Origin of the sequence: Pseudomonas sp. PDM04 (assembly GCF_014851765.1) — a bacterium.
Classification (GTDB): Bacteria; Pseudomonadota; Gammaproteobacteria; order Pseudomonadales; family Pseudomonadaceae; genus Aquipseudomonas.
In genome coordinates this window covers 99,145-119,606 of record NZ_JACVAI010000006.1, presented here as the reverse complement: position 1 = coordinate 119,606, position 20,462 = coordinate 99,145, and the positions used below count along the sequence as shown (strand labels likewise).

General features: G+C 62.7%; 18 protein-coding genes and 1 pseudogene. 17 read left to right on the top strand and 2 right to left on the bottom strand.

Annotated features, from left to right (window positions below):
- The first annotated feature begins 1 nt into the window (after position 1).
- From IB249_RS22595 to IB249_RS22575, 6 genes and pseudogenes are all read left to right on the top strand, one after another.
- Complete coding sequence (locus IB249_RS22595) at positions 2-562, top strand: membrane integrity-associated transporter subunit PqiC (protein WP_192307946.1); 561 nt, start codon at positions 2-4, stop codon at positions 560-562.
- A gap of 141 nt (positions 563-703) precedes the next feature.
- Complete coding sequence (locus tag IB249_RS22590) at positions 704-1,717, top strand: iron ABC transporter substrate-binding protein (protein WP_192307945.1); 1,014 nt, start codon at positions 704-706, stop codon at positions 1,715-1,717.
- A 4-nt stretch (positions 1,718-1,721) separates the two neighbouring features.
- Complete coding sequence (locus IB249_RS22585; RefSeq protein WP_192307944.1) at positions 1,722-3,320, top strand: ABC transporter permease; 1,599 nt, start codon at positions 1,722-1,724, stop codon at positions 3,318-3,320.
- Positions 3,317-4,396 carry an ABC transporter ATP-binding protein gene (locus tag IB249_RS22580; protein WP_192307943.1) on the top strand — a complete coding sequence of 360 codons (1,080 nt, stop codon included), beginning with the start codon at positions 3,317-3,319 and terminating at the stop codon, positions 4,394-4,396. Before IB249_RS22585 ends, IB249_RS22580 begins: the two co-directional genes overlap by 4 nt.
- Positions 4,397-4,584: 188 nt before the next feature.
- Positions 4,585-4,767: pseudogene (locus tag IB249_RS29810) on the top strand (hypothetical protein); the annotation flags it as partial.
- Between the two features lie 86 nt (positions 4,768-4,853).
- A complete protein-coding gene (locus tag IB249_RS22575) occupies positions 4,854-6,233 on the top strand; it encodes a UDP-glucose dehydrogenase family protein (protein WP_192307942.1) in 1,380 nt (459 codons plus the stop codon).
- A gap of 4 nt (positions 6,234-6,237) precedes the next feature.
- On the opposite strand, the gene IB249_RS22570 is transcribed toward IB249_RS22575, so the two are convergent.
- Entirely contained in the window at positions 6,238-7,203 is a 966-nt protein-coding gene (locus IB249_RS22570; protein WP_192307941.1) for a LysR family transcriptional regulator, read from the bottom strand.
- 318 nt (positions 7,204-7,521) lie between these two features.
- Here IB249_RS22570 and argH point away from each other — a divergent pair, with 318 nt between their 5' ends.
- The 11 genes from argH to IB249_RS22515 all read left to right on the top strand — a co-directional run bounded on the left by argH (position 7,522) and on the right by IB249_RS22515 (position 19,484).
- A complete protein-coding gene (gene argH / locus IB249_RS22565) occupies positions 7,522-8,949 on the top strand; it encodes an argininosuccinate lyase (protein ID WP_192307940.1) in 1,428 nt (475 codons plus the stop codon).
- 149 nt (positions 8,950-9,098) lie between these two features.
- Positions 9,099-9,977, top strand: a complete 879-nt coding sequence (locus IB249_RS22560; RefSeq protein WP_192307939.1) for an amino acid ABC transporter permease — start codon at positions 9,099-9,101, stop codon at positions 9,975-9,977.
- A 10-nt stretch (positions 9,978-9,987) separates the two neighbouring features.
- Positions 9,988-10,752, top strand: a complete 765-nt coding sequence (locus tag IB249_RS22555) for an amino acid ABC transporter ATP-binding protein (RefSeq protein WP_192307938.1) — start codon at positions 9,988-9,990, stop codon at positions 10,750-10,752.
- 53 nt (positions 10,753-10,805) lie between these two features.
- Positions 10,806-11,630: an ABC transporter substrate-binding protein gene (locus IB249_RS22550; protein WP_192307937.1), complete on the top strand. Its 825-nt coding sequence runs from the start codon at positions 10,806-10,808 to the stop codon at positions 11,628-11,630.
- 147 nt (positions 11,631-11,777) lie between these two features.
- Positions 11,778-12,626 (top strand): polysaccharide deacetylase family protein, encoded by an 849-nt coding sequence (locus tag IB249_RS22545; RefSeq protein WP_192307936.1) that lies wholly within the window; start codon positions 11,778-11,780, stop codon positions 12,624-12,626.
- Positions 12,619-13,506, top strand: a complete 888-nt coding sequence (locus IB249_RS22540; protein WP_192307935.1) for a polysaccharide deacetylase family protein — start codon at positions 12,619-12,621, stop codon at positions 13,504-13,506. The genes IB249_RS22545 and IB249_RS22540 overlap by 8 nt, the downstream gene beginning before the upstream one ends.
- Entirely contained in the window at positions 13,503-14,852 is a 1,350-nt protein-coding gene (locus IB249_RS22535; RefSeq protein WP_192307934.1) for an MmgE/PrpD family protein, read from the top strand. The genes IB249_RS22540 and IB249_RS22535 overlap by 4 nt, the downstream gene beginning before the upstream one ends.
- A gap of 136 nt (positions 14,853-14,988) precedes the next feature.
- Positions 14,989-16,167 (top strand): MFS transporter, encoded by a 1,179-nt coding sequence (locus tag IB249_RS22530; protein WP_192307933.1) that lies wholly within the window; start codon positions 14,989-14,991, stop codon positions 16,165-16,167.
- A gap of 159 nt (positions 16,168-16,326) precedes the next feature.
- Entirely contained in the window at positions 16,327-17,031 is a 705-nt protein-coding gene (locus tag IB249_RS22525; RefSeq protein ID WP_192307932.1) for an HPP family protein, read from the top strand.
- Between the two features lie 191 nt (positions 17,032-17,222).
- On the top strand, positions 17,223-18,329 hold the full coding sequence (locus IB249_RS22520; RefSeq protein WP_192307931.1) for an enoyl-CoA hydratase/isomerase family protein: 1,107 nt from the start codon (positions 17,223-17,225) through the stop codon (positions 18,327-18,329).
- Positions 18,330-18,332: 3 nt separating this feature from the next.
- The gene (locus IB249_RS22515) at positions 18,333-19,484 is read left to right on the top strand and encodes an acyl-CoA dehydrogenase family protein (RefSeq protein WP_192307930.1); all 1,152 of its coding nucleotides are present in this window, start codon (positions 18,333-18,335) and stop codon (positions 19,482-19,484) included.
- 203 nt (positions 19,485-19,687) lie between these two features.
- Here the strand turns inward: IB249_RS22515 and IB249_RS22510 are convergent, their stop codons facing one another.
- Positions 19,688-20,461, bottom strand: coding sequence for an enoyl-CoA hydratase (locus tag IB249_RS22510; protein WP_192307929.1), 774 nt, complete (start codon positions 20,459-20,461; stop codon positions 19,688-19,690).
- Position 20,462: the final 1 nt, after the last annotated feature.

Below are 20,462 nucleotides of genomic sequence, written 5' to 3'. Positions count from 1 at the left end.
CATGGTTACTCCGCTGAAGATAACGTGGGTCACGGCGTTCGTGCTGCTGACGGCCTGTCGTAGCGACCCCATTCAATTCCACACCCTGACGCCTGCGCAATTGAGCGGCACCGCGCGGGGCAATGGCGGTGAAATCCAGATCGAAGGCCTCAGCGTGCCGCCCCAGGTCGATCGCCCGCAGATCGTCATTCGCCAGGGCAACAGTGGCCTGGCGATTCTGGAAACCGAGTGGTGGGCCGCCAGCCTGGTGGATGAGCTGCGCAGCGCGTTGGTCGATCAGCTGGCCAGCAGCAACCCCCAGCGCAAGGCGTCGGTGCGCCTGGAGGTGCAGCGCTTCGATTCGATTCCCGGTCAATATGCGCTGATGGACGTCAAATGGCGCCTGCGCAGCCCCGGTGACGGTGAAAGCGCGATGCTGAATTGCCGCAGCACCCTGCAGACGCCTTCAGGTCCGTCCATCGACGACCTGGTGCTCGCCCAGCAACGCAACGTCCAGCGCCTGGCCGCGCTGATCAGCCAGGCGGCAGGCCGTGCACAAAAAAGTTGTCCGCCGGCCTCCTGAGTTCACGTTTTTTTCGCATTTCGCCCCTTACATTTGTCAGCGTTTTTGACCTGCAAACGATTCGCATTGACCTACACTCATTGACGACCCTGTTGGTCTGTCCGTGTGCATGATTCCAAACATAACTGGAGCCGCCACTGCATGAACCCCCGCATCCCCGATTTCCTCAAACACGCCCTGCTGGCCACCGCCCTGCTCGGTGCCGGTCACGCGTACGCCGCCGATGGCGACGGCATCGTGGTCTACAACGCCCAGCACGAAAGCCTGACCAAAGCGTGGATCGAGGGCTTTACCCGGGAAACCGGGATCAAGGTCACGGTGCGCAATGGCGATGACACCGAGATGGGTAACCAGATCGTGCAAGAGGGTGCGGCGTCACCGGCAGACGTGTTCCTCACCGAAAACTCCCCGGCCATGGTTCTGGTCGACAACGCCGGGCTGTTTGCGCCGGTGGCCCCGTCCACCCTGGAACAGGTCGACGCTGCGTACCGCCCGGCCCATGGCAAATGGGTCGGCATCGCGGCGCGTTCCACGGTGTTTGTCTACAACCCGGGCAAACTGCCGGAAGCCGAGCTGCCGAAATCGCTGATGGACCTCGCCGAGCCCAAATGGAAAGGCCGTTGGGCTGCCTCGCCGGCGGGTGCCGACTTCCAGGCAATCGTCGCGGCGGTGCTGGAGCTCAAGGGCGAAGCCGCCACCCTCGAGTGGCTCAAGGGCATGAAAACCAATTTCACCGCCTACCGGGGCAACAGCTCGGTGCTCAAGGCGGTCAATGCCGGGCAGATCGACAGCGGGGTGATTTACCACTACTACCGTTTCGGCGATCAGGCCAAAACCGGTGAAAACAGCCAGAACACGGCCCTGCACTACTTCAAGCACAAGGATCCGGGGGCATTCGTGAGTGTCTCCGGTGGCGGCGTCCTGGCTTCGAGTCAACACAAGGAGCAGGCCCAGGCCTTCCTCAAATGGGTGACCGGCAAGGACGGCCAGGCGATCCTCAAGACCGGCAGCTCCTACGAGTACGCTGTTGGCAAGAATGCTGAGTCCAACCCCAAACTGGTGCCTTTGCAACAGCTCGACGCGCCGAAAGTCGATGCCTCCAAACTCGACAGCAAGAAAGCCGTGGAGCTGATGACCCAGGCCGGACTGCTCTGAATTGATGCCTGAAACGCTGCCGGCGGGTGTCGCTGCGCCGATTCCCGCCCCTTTGCGCCGCCGCTCCCATGGCTTGTTCGCGGGGCGTGGCGGTGCATGGGTGATCGGTTTGTCGTTACTGGTGTCATTGCTGGCCCTGCTGCCGATCGCCTTCGTCATCGGCGTGTCCTGGCAGACCGGTTGGGCTACGCTCTCGGCCCTGGTGTTTCGGCCACGGGTGGGCGAACTGTTGCTCAACACCGTGTTGCTGGTGGTGATCACCCTGCCCTTGTGCATCGTCCTCGGTATAACACTGGCCTGGTTGACGGAGCGCAGCAATTTGCCGGGGCGACGCGGCTGGTCATTGCTGGCGACCGCGCCGCTGGCGGTACCGGCCTTCGTCCACAGCTATGCCTGGGTCAGCCTGGTGCCGCCGATTCACGGGCTGTCTGCCGGGGTGCTGGTGTCGGTGATCGCCTACTTCCCTTTCCTCTACCTGCCGGTGGCCGCGACCCTGCGCCGTCTCGATCCGGCGATCGAGGACGTCGCGCAATCCATGGGCCTCAAGCCATGGGCGGTGTTCTTCCGGGTGGTGCTGCCGCAATTGCGCCTGGCCATCTGCGGCGGCGCCCTACTGGTGGGCCTGCATTTGCTGGCCGAGTACGGCCTGTACGCGATGATCCGGTTCGACACCTTTACCACGGCGATTTTCGATCAGTTCAAATCCACCTTCAATGGCCCTGCCGCCAACATGCTGGCCGGTGTGCTTGCCCTGTGCTGCCTGGCCATGTTGACCCTCGAGTCGACGGCGCGAGGCCATGCACGTTATGCCCGGGTGGGCTCGGGCAGTGCCCGCGAACAGCCAGTGGCGTGCCTTACAACCGGGCAAACCGTGCTGGCGCTGGCGTTGCTGACCATCACCTGTGCCCTGGCCCTCGGCGTGCCGTTGTTCACCTTGGGCAAGTGGCTGATTGCCGGCGGCGCGCAGGTCTGGGAGATGGCCGAACTGCTGCCGGCGCTGCAACAGACCTTGCTGTTCGGGGTCTGCGGGGCGGTGCTCACCACCGTCGCGGCGTTCCCGATTGCGTGGCTGTCGATACGCTCGCCAGGGCGATTGCAGCGGGTTCTGGAAAGCTGCAACTACATCACCAGTTCCTTGCCAGGCATTGTCGTGGCCCTGGCACTGGTGACGGTCACGGTGCATTACGCCCGGCCGATTTATCAGACTGCCGTCACCGTGCTGCTCGCCTATATGCTGATGTTCCTGCCCCGGGCACTGGTCAGCCTGCGGGCCGGTATCGCCCAGGCACCGATCGAGCTGGAGAACATGGCGCGCAGCCTGGGGCGCTCGCCGGCCCGGGCGCTGTGGCTGATCACCCTGCGCCTGGCCGCGCCCGGTGCCGCGGCGGGCGCCGCCCTGGTGTTCCTGGCGATCACCAACGAATTGACCGCTACCCTGCTCCTCGCGCCGAACGGCACACGCACACTGGCGACCGGGTTCTGGGCGTTGACCAGCGAAATCGACTACGCCGCCGCAGCGCCCTATGCGTTGCTGATGATTGTGCTGTCGCTGCCCTTGACCGGCCTTCTCTATCACCAATCCAAACGCACGGCGGGCCGATGAACGCGCTTGAACTGCATTCGATCTGTAAATCCTATGGCGCACAGCGGGCCCTGCACGATGTCAGCCTGTCAGTGCCGGCGGGCAGCCGCACCGTCATCGTCGGCCCTTCGGGCTCGGGCAAGACCACCTTGTTGCGGATGATCGCCGGCTTTGAATTCCCCGACGCCGGGCGGCTTATGTTCAATGGCCAGACGCTGATCGATGAAACCCATGAGGTCCCCGCCCATCGGCGCCAGATCGGCTACGTCCCACAGGATGGCGCGCTGTTTCCGCACATGAGCGTGGCCGCCAACATTGGTTTCGGCCTGGCAACCAAAGGCCTGGAGAAACGCGAGCGTGTCGCCCAACTGATGGACAGCGTGGCCTTGCCGCTGAGCATGGCCGAGCGCTGGCCCCATGAGTTGTCCGGCGGCCAGCAACAACGGGTGGCGCTGGCCCGGGCACTGGCCCAGCAACCCCAATTGATGCTGCTGGATGAGCCGTTTTCCGCGCTCGATACCGGCTTGCGCGCCGCCATGCGCAAGCTGGTGGCGCGACTGCTGGCCGATGCCGGCGTGACCACCATCCTGGTGACCCATGACCAGAGCGAAGCGCTGTCATTCGCCGATCAACTGGCGGTCATGCGCGAGGGACGCCTGGTGCAGTCCGGCCACCCGCTGGACCTGTATCGCTACCCCGGCGACGAACAAACCGCTCTGTTCCTTGGCGACGCTGTGGTCATGCCAGCCAGGATCGAAGCCGGCTGGGCCCATTGCGACCTGGGGCGGATTCCGGTCAACAACCATCGCAACAACCGCAGCGCGCAGATCATGCTGCGTCCCGAGCAGTTGCAACTGGTCGGTGTGGTTCCCAACGGCCTGGAAGCGGTCGGTTGCCGAGCCGTGGTGACCGAACGCGATTTCAGCGGCAACACCTGCACCCTGACCGTGGAGCTGGAGACCCCGACCGCCAATGATCAGCCCGGCCGATCGCTGATGGTGCGCAGTTCCGGGCTGTACGCGCCCCCGACCGGCAGTGCCGTACAGGTCACCACCATTGGCCATGCCCACGTGCTCAGCGACACCAACCCCGCGTAGGCGCGAGTTTGTGCCTGAAGAAACGACCCTCACCCTGGTGAGAGCAAGCCTGCAGAGTCGGTATAAATCAACTAACGAATGAAACACTTCATATAACGCCCGGCACTTTCGTGGGGGCCTTTCCATTTTCCCGACCTCTACCTGCCGAACGCCGAATGGAACTCGGCGCGTCTGTGCTCGATCCCGTTGTCCATGCCGAAGTCGAAGGGCGGGTGATGGCTGATGCATTTCGCCAGCTGCTGGCCGCTGCGCGCCAACGCCACCTCCATTTCCAACCCTTGGGCGACTTGCTGCCACCCATCCCGAGTGCATTGCCGACGGGTCGGGTCCGGCGCGGCGCAGTCGACACGTGGCGTTGTACAACACGATAGACGAACTGAAATATGGCCTCGCTTATCCTGACGGCGCGCAACAGCGCATCAATCCCGAGCACGCGCCCAAGACTCAGGAGTGACCCATGAAAATCAGTGTATTTGGTAGCGGTTACGTTGGCCTGGTACAAGCCGCTGTGCTGGCTGAGGTCGGCCACGACGTGGTCTGCATGGACATCGACGAGCAAAAAGTCGAACGGCTGCAGCAGGGCCACGTGAGCATTTACGAACCGGGGCTGGCCAGCCTGGTCCGGGAAAGCCTGGAAGCCCGGCGCCTGCAGTTCACTACCGATGAAAAACTCGCGGTGCAACACGGCCAGGTGTTGTTCATCGCGGTCGGTACGCCCTCCCGGGACGATGGCTCGGCGGACCTGCGCTACGTGCTGTCGGTGGGTGAAGCAGTGGCCCGTCATCGCGAGCAACCGGTGATTCTGGTGGAAAAATCCACCGTGCCCGTGGGCACCGGCGACACCTTGCGCGCGCACATCGACAAATGCCTGATCAAGGTGGGGCGATTGCTGCAGTTCGAGATCGTCTCCAACCCCGAGTTTTTGAAGGAAGGCTCGGCCGTGGCCGACTGCCGGCGCCCGGACCGCATCGTCATCGGCTGCGAAAGCGATGAGGTACGCGACGTCATGCGTGACCTCTATGCGCCGTTCAATCGCAACCATGACCGCATCATGTTCATGGACCTGCGCAGCGCCGAACTGACCAAATACGCCGCCAACTGCATGCTGGCGACCAAGATCAGCTTCATCAACCAGATCGCCGAACTGGCCGAACACCTGGGCGCCGATATCGAATCGGTGCGCCTGGGCATCGGCGCCGACTCGCGCATTGGCTATCACTTCATCTACCCCGGTTGCGGCTATGGCGGCTCGTGCTTCCCCAAGGACATGCGCGCCCTGATTCACAGTGCCGAGCAAGCACACTGCTCCAGCGACCTGCTGCAGGCGGTGGAGGCAATCAACCAGCGGCAGAAACACAAGCTGTTCGACCGCATCAACGCCTTCTTCAAGGGCGACCTGCGGGGCAAGACCTTCGCCGTGTGGGGCCTGGCGTTCAAACCCAACACCGATGACATGCGCGACGCACCCAGCCGCGTGCTGCTGGAGTCGCTGTGGGCCGCGGGCGCCAGCGTGCGGGCATTCGACCCGGAAGCGATGCAGGAAACCCAGCACCTGTATCCCGAGGAAAGCAAATTGATGCTGATGGGCACGCCGGAATCGGTGCTGGCCGGCGCCGACGCACTGATCATCTGCACCGAGTGGCAACAGTTCAAGGCACCGGATTTCAACCTGATCCGCCAACGGCTCAAGGCGCCGGTGATCTTCGACGGACGAAACCTGTACGACGCCGACCGCCTGGCGCGCAACGGTTTCACCTATTTCCCGATGGGACGCGGCGAATCGCGCAAGCTGCCGATCCCCCTTCAGCAGTGGCCGGCGGCGCAGGGGGTGGCCTGAGGGGTCAGGCAGGTACTTTCAGATCCACGCCCAGCGCCAGGGCGAAAGCCTTGACCAGAGGGCTGCGTACGGTGTTGTGGCGCAGGATCAGGTTGAACGGCGTGTCGATATGGATCAGGTCCGGGCGCACCGCGCGAAACTGTCCCTGGGCGACCATGGCCGCCGCGTAGTGTTGCGGCAGGAAGCCAATGAAGCGTCCGGTCTTGATCAGCAGTGCCACGGCCTCCACTTGCGTGGCCGAGGCGGAAAAACTGTCATAGCGGGCAAAGTTGAGTTTGTCGCGGTGGATTGCATAACGATGGTTCACGCATTCGTAGTCCTTGAGCAGGTGACTGCCAATGTCGCCGTCGGGAATGGCGAACAACGGATGACCGACCGCGCAATAAATCTGCGAGCGTTCTTCATACAGTTTGTAATAATCGAACTCCTCGCGCTTTTGATAGACCGGCACAATCCCTGCGACTAACCGACCCTCTACCACGCCCCTCTCCACCTCATCCAGCTGTGAAGCCTGAATTTGCAACCTGACCTTCGGCGATGACTCACTAAGTTGTTTTAGCGCAGCAACTAACGGTGAATGATCGTCGGTGATCGTATTATCAATAACACCCACACCAAGATCACCGATCAGTTCATTTTGAGCAGAACTAAGCCGGTCCCGAAAGTTATCGACCGAGGCAAATAAATCAATCGATGCCTGATACACCAGGCGACCTTCTTCGGTCAGATGAAAGCCTTCCCGACCCCGGGTGCACAGACGCATGCCGATGCGGATTTCAAGGTCGGAAATCTGCTTGCTGATGGCGGCCAGCCCCACATTCAGCTCGTTTTGAGCCGCGCTGAAGCCTCCGGCCTCGACCACCGCCTTGAACACTTTCAACAGTTTGAAATCCAGCCCGCTGAGGGCCAGCGGCGCTCGTTGCGGCGGTTTCGGCGTCGGGTTTCCGGAATTGGAAAGTGGGGTTTCCATAATGCTTATTTACCTCTGGCGCCGTATTCAACAACCTGTGCCCAACAACAAAAACATAGCTGGCCTAATAATAATGATCACAGAAAACCTGGCTTGGCAACCGCCAAAAAATCCAGAACATGCGTGCCAGATCACGGTGTTCGAATTATTAAAAGCTGACGTTTCGATCAGCCCTCGCTCCTTTCGTAACTGCGCTTTCCCCCTGCCCTAGAACATTGTTTTGGCCTGACCACGCCCGCTCGATTCCTATCGATTCCGGTAACGGTTCCAGGCCAGGCACACCGATTTCAGTTCGCTTGACCGACGAGGAAAACAACAATGTCCCAAACCACCGAACGTCTCTGGGGTGCGCGCTTCCAAAGCGGCCCGTCCGAAGCCCTGGCGGCCTTGTCCCGGTGCCCCGAGCGCTACTTCCGACTGACCCCGTACGACCTCGCCGGCTCCAAGGCCCATGCCCGTGAGCTGCAACGTGCCGGGCTGCTGAGCGAACAGGAAACCCTGACCATGCTCGACGCACTCGAGCGCATCGGTGCCGATTTCCGCGACGGCCGTATCGCCCCGACCCTGGACGACGAAGACGTCCACACCTTCATCGAACGCCTGCTGACCGAACGCCTCGGCCCGCTCGGAGGGAAACTGCGCGCCGGTCGTTCGCGCAACGACCAGACCGCCAACGACCTGCGTCTGTTCCTGCGTGACCACGTGCGCACCCTGGCCGTTGAAGTGCTGGCGCTGCAACAGGCACTGGTGGGCCAGGCCGAACAACACGTCGAAAGCATTTGCCCGGGTTTCACCCACCTGCAACAGGCCCAGCCGATCGTGTTTGCCCACCATCTGCTGGCCCACGCCCAGTCGATGTTGCGCGACGTGCAACGCCTGGTGGACTGGGACGCCCGCACCTCGCTGTCGCCTCTGGGCGCAGCGGCCATGGCCGGCTCGGCGATTGCGCGGCTGCCGCAGCAATCGGCGAAGGAAATGGGTTACAGCGGGGTGTGCGAAAACTCCATCGACGCCGTGGCCAGCCGCGACCACGTTGCCGAGTTCCTGTTTATCGCCAGCATGCTCGGCATCAACATTTCCCGCCTCGCTGAAGAGTTTTGCCTGTGGTCGTCCCGGCAATTTCGCTGGGTTGCCCTGGACGATGCCTACGCCACCGGCAGTTCGATCATGCCGCAGAAGAAAAATCCGGACATTGCCGAGCTGGCCCGGGGCAAGGCGGGTCGCCTGATCGGCAACCTCACCGGCCTGCTCTCGACCCTGAAATCGTTGCCGCTGTCGTACAACCGCGACCTGAGCGAAGACAAGAACGGTGTGCTCGACAGCGTCGACACCTTGCTGCTGGTGCTGCCGGCCATGGCCGGAATGGTGGCGACCATGACGGTCAACGTCGAAGAACTGCGGCGCCAGGCACCGCTCGGTTTCACCCTGGCCACCGAAGTCGCCGACTGGCTGGGGGTGCGCGGCGTGCCATTCAAGGAAGCCCATGAAATCACCGGCGCACTGGTCAAGGCCTGTGAGAAACACGACATCGAGTTGTGGGAGGCCTCTCCGGCGCTGTTGGCAGAAATCGATCCTCGCCTGACCCCGGAAGTGCGCGACAGCCTGACGCTGGAAGCTGCCATCGCCGCCCGCAGCGGCTGGGGCGGCACCGCGCCGCAACAGGTGCGCGAACAGATCGGTCGCCTGAAAACCGCCCTCGCCGCCCAGCAGGCGTGGACCGAGAACTATCAGGGTTTTCGCCTCTGAATCAAACACACGGCCCCTGGGGGAGCGAGTCTGTTCACGATAGCGGTGCATCAGTAATCAAGAGGCTGGCTGACAAGATGCCATCGCGACCAGGCTCGCTCCCACGGGGCCAAGTGTTTGACCTGAAATAAAGTGTACGGAGAACCAACATGAGCCAGACCCAGGCAGAGCGACTCCAGGCGGAGCGCAAACTGGCGGAAAACCAGTTCGATATCACCCAGTACGATCATGTGCCACGGCGTTACTACGGGCGGATCTTCTTCGCCACGGTGATCGTCATCGCCCTCATCGGCCTGGTGCGCGCCTTCGCCGAGGGCAAGATCGAATGGTCGTACATCGGCCAGTTCCTCACCTCCCAGGCGATCATGTGGGGCCTGCTCAACACCATCGTCATGGCCGTGCTGGCGATGGCGCTGGGCATCGTCTTCGGGGTGATCACGGCGATCATGCGCATGTCGGCCAACCCGATCCTGCGCTACGTGGCGCTGACCTACACCTGGCTGTTCCGTGGTACGCCGCTGATCCTGCAGCTGCTGCTGTGGTTCAACCTGGCGCTGATCTTCCCCACCATCGGCATCCCCGGCCTGTTCGAAATCGACACCGTGAGCCTGATGACGCCCTTCGTCGCAGCCCTGCTCGGCCTGAGCATCAACCAGGGCGCCTACACCGCCGAAGTGGTGCGCGCCGGCCTGCTGTCGGTGGACACCGGCCAATACGAGGCCGCCAAGTCGATCGGCATGCCGCGCCTGCAAGCCCTGCGCCGGATCATCCTGCCGCAGGCCATGCGGATCATCATCCCGCCGGTCGGCAACGAGTTCATCGGCATGGTGAAAATGACGTCGTTGGCCAGCGTCATCCAGTACTCGGAGCTGCTCTACAACGCCCAGAACATCTACTACGCCAACGCTCGGGTGATGGAGTTGCTGATCGTCGCGGGCATCTGGTACCTGGCGACCGTCACGGTGCTGTCCTTCGGTCAAAGCCGCCTGGAGCGTCGTTTCGCCCGCGGCGCCGGCAAGCGTTCCTGAGGAGTCGAACATGAGAAACATCGTCAAGGCCGTGAGCCTGAACAAGTACTACGACCAGTTCCACGCGCTCAAGGACGTCAACATCGAAGTCGAGCAAGGCGAAGTGCTGTGCATCATCGGCCCGTCCGGCTCCGGCAAGAGCACCCTGCTGCGCTGCGTCAACCAGCTGGAAAAAATCGACAAGGGCGGCCTCTGGGTCGACGGCGAGCTGGTGGGCTACCGGGTGGTCGGCAACAAGCTGCATGAGCTCAACGAGACGCAGATCGCCCGGCAACGCCTGTCCACCGGCATGGTGTTCCAGCGTTTCAACCTGTTCCCGCACATGACCGTGCTGCAAAACATCATCGAAGGGCCGTGCCAGGTGCTCAAGCGTTCGCCCAAGGAGGCGCAGGAGGAAGCCCTGGAACTGCTGGCCCGCGTCGGTCTCGCCGACAAACGCAACAGCTATCCGATCGAACTCTCGGGTGGCCAGCAACAACGTGTGGCCATCGCCCGCGCACTGGCCATGCGGCCCAAGCTGATGCTGTTCGATGAACCCACTTCGGCACTCGACCCGGAACTGGTCGGAGAGGTGCTGTCGGTGATGCGCGACCTCGCGCAGACCGGCATGACCATGATCGTCGTCACCCATGAACTGGGCTTCGCCCGGGAGGTTTCCAACCGCATGGTGTTCATGGACGGCGGACAGATCGTGGAGGCTGGAAGCCCCGAAGAAATACTAATAAGTCCACAAAACCCGCGCACCCAAAGTTTCATTTCTGCCGTTCGAACCTAAGCGTCCGCCTCGCCAACCCGCAGCGGCGTCAAAACACTCATAAGAGAACGACCATGAAGAACTTCGTAATCCCCGCAGTACTCGCCGGCCTGATGGCCTCCAGCGTCAGCTTCGCCGCCGAATTGCCGGCCAGCATCAAGGCCAAGGGCGAGATCGTCGTCGCGATCATGCCAAACTATCCGCCGATGGACTTCAAGGACCCGGCCACCAACCAGTTGACCGGCCTCGACTATGACCTGGGCAATGCGCTGGCCGAACGCCTGGGCATCAAGATCAAATGGCAGGAGACCGGTTTCGAGCAAATGATCAACGCGCTCACCACCGATCGCGTCGACATGGTGCTGTCGGGCATGACCGACACCGCCGAACGGCAGGCCAGCGTGACCTTCGTCGACTACTTCACCAGCGGTCCGCAGTTCTACACCTTGCAGAAAAACAAGGACACTAACGAAATCATCGACCTGTGCGGCAAGAAAGTCGGCACCAGCCGTCGCACTACGTTCCCGGCGGAGATCGCCGAGTGGAGCAAGGCCAACTGCGAAGCGGCGGGTAAACCGGCGATCAACGTGGTCGGCACCGAAGGTTCCGCCGACGCCCGTGCGCAACTGCGCCAGAGCCGCATCGACGCGGCGATGCAAGGCAGCGAGACCCTGCCGTACCTCAAGACTCAGGAAAAGGACATGTACAAGACTGTGGGCCTGCCGATCTCTTCGCAGTTCACCGGCCTGGGCGTCAGCAAGAAAAAACCCGAGTTGAGCGAAGCGGTGAAAGTCGCGTTGCAGAGCATGATCGACGACGGCAGCTACCTGGCGATCCTGAAGAAGTGGGACCTGGAACTGGGTGCCATCAAGACGGTGACCATCAACGCCGGGAAGTAAGCCGCCAAGCAATCCTGTCCGCTGGTGGTGGGAGCGAGCCTGCTCGCGTGGATGTGTCAGTCGACACCGGTGCGGCTGATGCGCCATCGCGAGCGGCTCGCTACCACAGCGATGGGGTTTGACCCATGAAATAGCTGGAGCACCACGATGTCCTCCTCACCCCGACCCACCTGGCCGGCGCCCCACAAAGCCTGCCTGGCCCTGGCCTTCGACCTCGACGGCCCCACCGGCGATGCCATGCTCAATGGCTCGATCTGGCAAAAGCCGGAGTATTTCGGCTTTGGCGGTTATGGCCCTTACCGGGCGTTGCCGCGACTGCTCGACCTGCTCGATGCGTTCCGTCTCCCGACCACCTTCTTCGTCCCGGCCTGGGTCGTGGAAAACTGGCCGAAGCAGTGCCAGGCGATTGTCGAGCGCGGGCATGAGGTGGCGTACCACGGCTACAAGCACGAATCCTTTTACGCCCTGACGCTGGAACAGCAGAAGGACGTGATGAAGCGCTGCCGCGAGGTGTTCTGGAACCACCTGAACATCCGCGCCGAAGGTTTCCGCACGCCGTCCGGTGACTGGCACACCGAAACCCCGGCGATGCTGGTGGAGGCCGGCGTGACCTATTCCAGCAGCATGCGCGGCGACGATCGCCCTTACCTGGTCAAGGTACCGGGCTTCGACACCCCGCTGGTGGAGATCCCCGGGCGCTGGGAAATGGACGATTACGCCTCACTGGCCTATACCCGCGCGCCGGATTTCCCTTCAGGTCTGGATCGCACCGCCAGTTATGAGCTGACCCTGGACAATTGGTGTCGCGAATACGACGGCGCCATGGATGAAGGCTTGTGCCTGACCACCCTGTTCCACCCCAAGATCACCGGCAAGCCGGGACGTATCCTGCTGCTGGAAAAACTCTTCGAACACATGCGTCGGCGTGACGACGTGTGGTTCGCCACCTGCGCCGATGTCGCGCAGTGGTGGCTGAAGGAGCACCACCATGACTGAGTCGGTTTTCTGGCCCAAAGGCTACCGTTGCGCCGTCGTGGTGACGGTCGATTACAACGACATCCACGGCATTCTGACCCAGGCCCCGGAAGTGGCCGGACGCGACAAGACCCTGTCCGTGTGGCGTTACGGCACGCAACGGGGTGTCGAGCGTCTGCTGGGGCTGTTCGATGAACTGCAGGTGTGCAGCAGCTGGTTCGTGCCCGGCATCGTTGCCGAGGAAAACCCGCAGCATCTGCAGGCCATTCAAGCGGCCGGGCACGAGATTGCCTGCGCCGGGTATCGCCATCAGAACTACGACACCCTGGACCTGGCGCAACAGCGTGACGAAGTCGCCCGAGGGTGCGCCGCGTTGCAGGCACTGACCGGCCAGCGCCCCAGCGGTTTCCGCATTCCCGCCGGCAACGGTGCGCCAGGGTTCATCGAAGCCCTGGGCGAACAAGGCATTCGCTGGTCGTCGTCGTGGCGCGGCGATGATCTGCCTTTCGCGCACCCCACCGCGCCCGGGGTCATCGAACTGCCCTTGCACTATGAGCTGGAGGACGAACCCTACTTCGCCTTCAACCTGAGCCCGGCGGTGCCGCCGGCGCAATCGCGGATCGCTTCCTACAGCCACACCCTGGGCAATCTGCAAATGGACTTCGCCGGTTTTCACCGCTTCGGCCTGTGTTACGTGCTGCGCCTGCACCCCGAGATCATTGGCACGCCCGGGCGGATCGGCGTGTTGCGCGAACTGCTGCAGGGCATCCGGCAACACGATGATGTGTGGATTGCCCGCGGTGCCGAGGTCGCCCAATGGTGGACGGATTCGGCGCTGCCAACGGCTGGGGATCACCCCGCCTCGGTGTACGAACGGCATTATCGGGACTACCTGCCATGACCGAACGCCTGCAGCGACTGGCGCAGTTCTGCGTCGACACCCGTTTTGAAGACTTGCCAGCGGCACTGGTGATACAAGCCAAGCGGCACATCCTCGACACCTTCGGGGCGACATTGGCCGGCGCGGACAGCGAGGTCGCACGCCAGGCGCATCAGGTGTTCGAAGGCGAAACGGGCAGCAGCCTGGTCTGGGGCACCGACCTGCGACTCGGCGCGGCCCAGGCGGCAATGCTCAACGGCGTCGCCGCGCATGCGCTGGAACTGGACGACACGGGTGGCTGTGACCACTCCGGGGCGGTGGTGTTGCCGGCGGTGATGGCCGCCGTGTCGATGGCGCCTGGACCGGTCAGCGGTCGTGAGCTGATCACGGCGGTGGTACTCGGTTATGAGGTCGGCCGGCGGGTGCTCGAGGCCTGCGGTGGTTACTCGGCGCACAACGGCGCCGGGTGGCACTCCACCGCCACCTGCGGGGTGTTCGGCGCGGCCGCCGCCAGTGCGCGCATCCTGCGACTGGACGCCGGGCAAATGCTCGCCGCGCTCGGCATCGCCGGCAGTTTCAGCGGTGGCCTGTGGGCGTTCATCCACGACGGTTCACAAAGCAAAAAACTGCACAGCGGTCGTGCGGCCGAAGGCGGTTTGATGGCGGCCCGGTTTGCCTGGCAGGGCATCACCGGGCCGGCGAAGCTGTTCGATGATGTCTGGGGCGGTTTTCTCAAGACCTTGGCGGTGCAGACGGCGAAGCCGCCAGCGCTGGATGCGGATCTCGGATCGGTGTGGAAACTCGCGCGCTGTTCGATCAAGCCCTACGCCTCCTGCCGGGGCACCCATTCGGCGATCGATGCGCTGGGGCAATTGTTGGAACAGTTGCAAGTCGACGCCGATCAGGTCGAAGACATCAAGGTGTCGTTGTGCGGGTTCCTGCAGGGCATGTGCGGTGGCCAGGATATCGCCACGCTGCCAGCGGCACAGATGAGCCTGCCCTACGCGCTGGCCGCGCGCCTGGTGCATGGCCATTGCCGGCTTGACGCCTATGACGAGACCGCGCGCCGTGACCCGCGGATTGAACGCTGGCTGTCGCGCATTCGCCTTGAAGTGGACCCGAGACTGTCGGAGGATGGCGAGCCCGTGGTTCGCGTGCGGACCGTGGACGGTCGGCAGGCGCAGTTGTGCGTCGATCCTCCCCTGGGCGCGCCAGCCAATCCCTTGAGCGATGCGGCGCTGGAGCAGAAGTTCTTCAGCCTGGCGACGAGAGTGATGCCGCAGGGGCAGGCCGAGGCGTTGGCGGAGCAATTGCACCGGCTCGAGACGCTGGATTCGGTCGCGTTGCTCGAGCAGTGGCTGGGGTGATCGCTCTGGCCCCATCGCGAGCAGGCTCGCTCCCACATTGGAAGCCTGAATGCAGGCCAACGGTGGGAGCGAGCCTGCTCGCGATAGCTTCACCCCGATCATCAGACGAACATTGAATAAGGACATCTGCCCCGCCGTGGCCACTTACTCGCTTGTCATTCGCCGCCTGATGATCGTCTCGTTGACCATCGTCGTCAGCCGTGCCATCACCAGCCCGCTGCTCACCCTGTTCCTGAGCAACAAACTCGGCCTCAACCAACAGGACGTCGGCTTGCTGTTGGGCATCGCGGTGTTCATCGCCACCCTGCTCGCGCTCTACGGCGGCTACATCATCGATCGCCTGGAAAAACGCCGGTTGCTGATCCTCGCCATGCTCTCCAGCGCCATCGGCTTCGTGCTGCTGACCTTTGCCCAGAACCTGTACCTGACCACCCTGACCCTGGTGATCACCGAAACGGCATCAGCGCTGTTCCTGATCGGCTCCAAGGCGATCCTCAGCGAAAACCTGCCCGTGGGCCAGCGGGCCAAGGCGTTTTCCCTGCGCTACACCCTGACCAACATCGGCTACGCCACCGGCCCGATGCTCGGTGTGGTGATTGCCGGGGTGTACCCGATTGCGCCATTCCTGATTGCCAGCGCCATCGCCTTCGCCAGCATTTTCCTGATGAGCGGCATTCCCAGCGACTCTGCCCCGCCCCCCGCGATCGGCCAGCCACAGAGCTTCCTGAAAACCCTGATCACCCTCAAGAACGACCGCACGCTGATCATGTTCACCTGCGGTTGCCTGCTCAGTACCGTGGTCCACGGGCGTTTTACCCTGTACCTGTCGCAATACCTGCTGGTGGTCGAGGACGCCCAGCGTGCGCTGCAAACCATGGCCGCCCTGCTTGCCTGCAACGCGATTGCGGTGATCCTGCTGCAATACCAGATCGGTCGTTTCCTCAAGCGCGAACAACTGCGCTACTGGATTGCCGGTGGCACCAGCCTGTTCATCCTCGGCCTGATCGGCTTCAGCCTGGCCGACAGCCTGGTGTCCTGGTGCGTGGCGATGTTCATTTTCACCCTGGGTGAAATGATCATCTACCCCGCCGAATTCCTCTTCGTCGACACCCTGGCCCCGGAAGAACTGCGTGGCAGCTACTACGGCGCGCAGAACCTCGCGGCCCTGGGCGGCGCCTTGAGCCCGGTGATCTGCGGCTACCTGCTGATGCACACCCCGGCGCCGACCATGTTCTACGCCTTGAGCCTGCTCACCGCGCTGGGCGGCTCCCTGTGCTTCATGAGTGGCCGGCGGGTGGCGTTACAGCAAAAATAGTGCACTCAAACAGCATTAATATGAATTAGTCAGCATCCGCAATGAGCGGCACACTGTGCCTCGTTCCTCCCCCAATAGTTGGAACTTCTTCAAGGGCTTTCTGGATATCCCAGCTAAGCCTTTTTTTTGCCTCGATTTTTGCTACGGATCGTTTACTCAATGCTTGCTCGCTGGATACCCGCCGCCATCAACACCCGTCCCTCGGAATGGAGCCGCGCTGCCATCGGCATGGCGCTCGGCACCCTGTTCAGCGTGTGGCTGTGCTCGCAGTTCTTCGGCATCGAAGTCGCACAGCACCTGATCGGGCCGCTGGGCGCTTCGGCGGTCCTGCTGTTCGCGGTGTCCTCCGGGGCGCTGGCGCAACCCTGGTCGATCATCGGCGGCTACCTCACAGCCGGCGTGGTCGCGCTGCTGACGGCGCACGTACTTGGGCGTACCTTGAACAGTGCGTGCCTGGCCGCCGGCATGGCGCTGATCCTGATGTGCTGGCTGCGTTGCCTGCATCCACCGGCCGGCGCGGTGGCGCTGTTGATGGTCCTGGCCGATCCGGCCACCAGCGCCCTCGACTGGCAGGCCCTTGCCCCGCTGATGCTCTGCGCTGCGACCCTGCTGTTCAGCGCGATTGCGTACAACAACCTGACGCGCATCCGTTACCCGAAAAACGCCAGCGAGCCGGCGGCCAGGGTTCCGGCTGACATGCCTGTCGACAGCCAGGCCATCACCGCCCAGGACCTCAAACTTGCCTTGGCCGAGATGGAAGCCTTCATCGACGTCACGCCTGAAGATCTGGAAAAGTTGATCCACACCAGTGAGTTGCACGCGAAACGTCGCAGTATTGGTGAAGTGTTGAGCCAGAGAACCTGAGACAAAATCCTGTGGGAGCGGGTTGGCCCGCTTCCATGGTTGAGTTGCACGCCTCGTACTTGGAGTGAGGTAAAAACGCAGACGAACCCTGCATATATGCCTGTTGTACATCACAAAATTGCACTGTTACGATCCCTGATCGCTCGCACGCGGGCTTCTGTATAAAAAACAATAAAAGCAGGGAGTTATCGATGACTGCTCAGGTTTCTTCTCCAGGGACTCCGTCCAGGGACGTCACGCCCAACGCAGTGCTGGCCGAGGTTCGCAACCATATGGGTCACCTGACCCTCAACCGTCCCGCCGGTCTCAATGCAATCACCCTGGACATGGTTCGCCTGTTGCAGCGCCAGCTCGATGCCTGGGCGAAGGATCCACAGATTCACGCCGTGGTCCTGCGCGGCGCGGGTGAAAAGGCCTTCTGTGCCGGTGGCGACATTCGTTCGCTCTACGACAGCTTCAAAAGCGGCGACACCCTGCACCAGGACTTCTTCGTCGAGGAGTATGCCCTCGACCTGACGATCCACCACTATCGCAAACCGGTTCTGGCCTTGATGGACGGTTTCGTCCTGGGCGGCGGCATGGGCCTGGTGCAAGGCGCCGATTTGCGTGTCGTCACCGAGAAAAGCCGCCTGGCGATGCCGGAAGTCGGCATCGGCTACTTCCCGGACGTCGGTGGCAGCTACTTCCTGTCGCGCATTCCCGGCGAGCTGGGCACCTACCTGGGCGTCAGCGGTGTGCAGGTGCGTGCCGCGGATGCCCTGTATTGCGGGCTGGCCGACTGGTACCTGGAGAGCGACAAACTGGGCACGCTGGACGAACACCTCGATCGGTTGCAATGGCGCGATACGCCACTCAAGGATTTGCAGGGCCTGCTGGCGCAACTGGCGGTGCAGCAATTGCCCGACGCGCCGCTGAACAGGCTGCGCCCGGCCATCGACCATTTCTTCGCCCTGCCCGACGTGCCGAGTATCGTTGAGCAACTGCGCGCAGTGACCGTCGCCGACAGCCACGAATGGGCAACGACCACGGCGGACCTGCTCGACACCCGCTCACCGCTGGCCATGGGCGTGACCCTGGAAATGCTGCGACGCGGCCGGCAGTTGAGCCTGGAAGACTGCTTCGCCCTCGAGCTGCACCTGGACCGCCAGTGGTTCGAGCGCGGCGACCTGATCGAAGGCGTGCGCGCCTTGCTGATCGACAAAGACAAGAATCCGCGCTGGAACCCGCCAACCCTGCAGGCGCTGGACGCCGGGCATGTCGCGAGTTTCTTCACGGGGTTTGACCGGAGCGGGAGCTGAGCCATGCACGATATCGAATTGAGTGAAGAACAAATCATGATCCGCGACATGGCCCGGGATTTTGCCCGCGGCGAGATCGCCCCCCACGCCCAGGCCTGGGAAAAGGCCGGTTGGATCGACGACGCCCTGGTGGCGAAGATGGGTGAGCTGGGCCTGCTGGGCATGGTGGTGCCCGAGGAATGGGGCGGCACCTACGTCGATTACGTTGCCTATGCCCTGGCAGTGGAAGAGATTTCCGCCGGCGACGGCGCGACCGGCGCGTTCATGAGCATCCACAATTCCGTCGGCTGCGGTCCTGTCCTCAATTACGGCACCGAGGAACAGAAACAGACCTGGCTGGCGGACCTCGCCAGCGGCCAGGCCATCGGCTGCTTCTGCCTGACCGAACCCCAGGCCGGTTCCGAAGCCCACAACCTGCGCACCCGCGCCGAGTTGCGTGATGGCCAGTGGGTGCTCAACGGAGCCAAGCAATTTGTCAGTAACGGCAAGCGGGCGAAGCTGGCCATCGTATTTGCCGTGACCGATCCGGACCTGGGCAAGCGCGGTATCTCGGCCTTCCTCGTGCCCACCGGCACCGAGGGTTTCATCGTTGACCGCACCGAACACAAGATGGGCATCCGCGCGTCCGACACCTGTGCCGTGACCCTGAGCAATTGCACGATTCCCGAAGCCAACCTGCTGGGCGAGCGCGGCAAAGGCCTGGCGATCGCGCTGTCCAACCTCGAAGGCGGGCGTATCGGCATCGCGGCCCAGGCCCTCGGCATCGCCCGCGCCGCGTTCGAAGCGGCCCTGGCCTATGCCCGTGATCGCGTGCAGTTCGACAAGCCGATTATCGAGCACCAGAGCGTTGCCAATCTGCTGGCAGACATGCAGGTACAGTTGAATGCCGCACGGCTGCTGATCCTGCATGCCGCCCGCCTGCGCAGCGCCGGCAAACCGTGCCTGTCGCAAGCGTCGCAAGCCAAACTGTTCGCCTCGGAAATGGCCGAGAAGGTCTGCTCGTCGGCGATACAGATTCATGGCGGGTATGGGTATCTGGAAGACTACCCGGTGGAGAAATACTACCGGGATGCGCGGATTACCCAGATCTATGAGGGATCCAGCGAAATTCAGCGGATGGTGATTGCCCGGGAACTGAAGAACTACCTGATCTAAGCCTTTGGTCTGCACCATTCTCTGCGTGGGAGCGACCAAAAGCATCGTCGGAACGCCGCCCGGAGCCGGCTCGCTCCCACACTGGATCTCTTAACACTGGAGATCTACTGTGGGAGCGAGCCTGCTCGCGATGGTCGTCAACGATGACACGGGATGTCTGGATGTAAAGCGGACACTTGTATGAGCGAGCCTGAAAGCGCTACCTACTTCCCGACGAACTCCGCCTCCCGTTTCCCAATGAACGCCGCCATCCCCTCTTTCTGATCCTGCGTGGCAAAGGCCGCATGGAACACTCGACGTTCAAAGCGAACCCCTTCCGACAGGCTCACTTCAAAGGCGCGATTCACGCTTTCCTTGACCATCATCGCAATCGGCAACGATTTTTTGGCGATCAGCGCCGCGACTTTCAGGGCTTCCTCCAGCAATTCGTCGCTTGGCACGATGCGCGCGACAATCCCGCAGCGCTCCGCTTCCACCGCATCGATCAGGCGCCCGCTCAGGCACATTTCCATGGCCTTGGCCTTGCCCACCGCGCGGGTCAGGCGCTGGGTGCCGCCCATGCCCGGCAGCACACCGAGGTTGATTTCCGGCTGGCCGAACCTGGCGTTGTCACCGGCCAGGATGAAGTCGCACATCAGCGCCAGCTCGCAACCGCCGCCCAGGGCAAAACCGTTGACCGCCGCGATGATCGGCTTGCGCCGGTTGGCCACCCGGTCGCTGTCGCTGAACAGGTCGTCGAGGTAGATCTGCGGGTAGGTCAGCTCGGCCATTTCCTTGATGTCGGCGCCGGCGGCGAAGGCTTTTTTCGAGCCGGTCAGCACGATGCAACCGATGTTGGAATCCTTCTCCAGGCCGTCGAGGGCATGGTTCAGTTCACTGACGATCTGCGCGTTCAACGCATTGAGCGCCTGCGGACGGTTCAGGGTGATCAGGCCGACACGGCCGTGGGTTTCCAGCAAAATCGTTTCGTAGCTCACA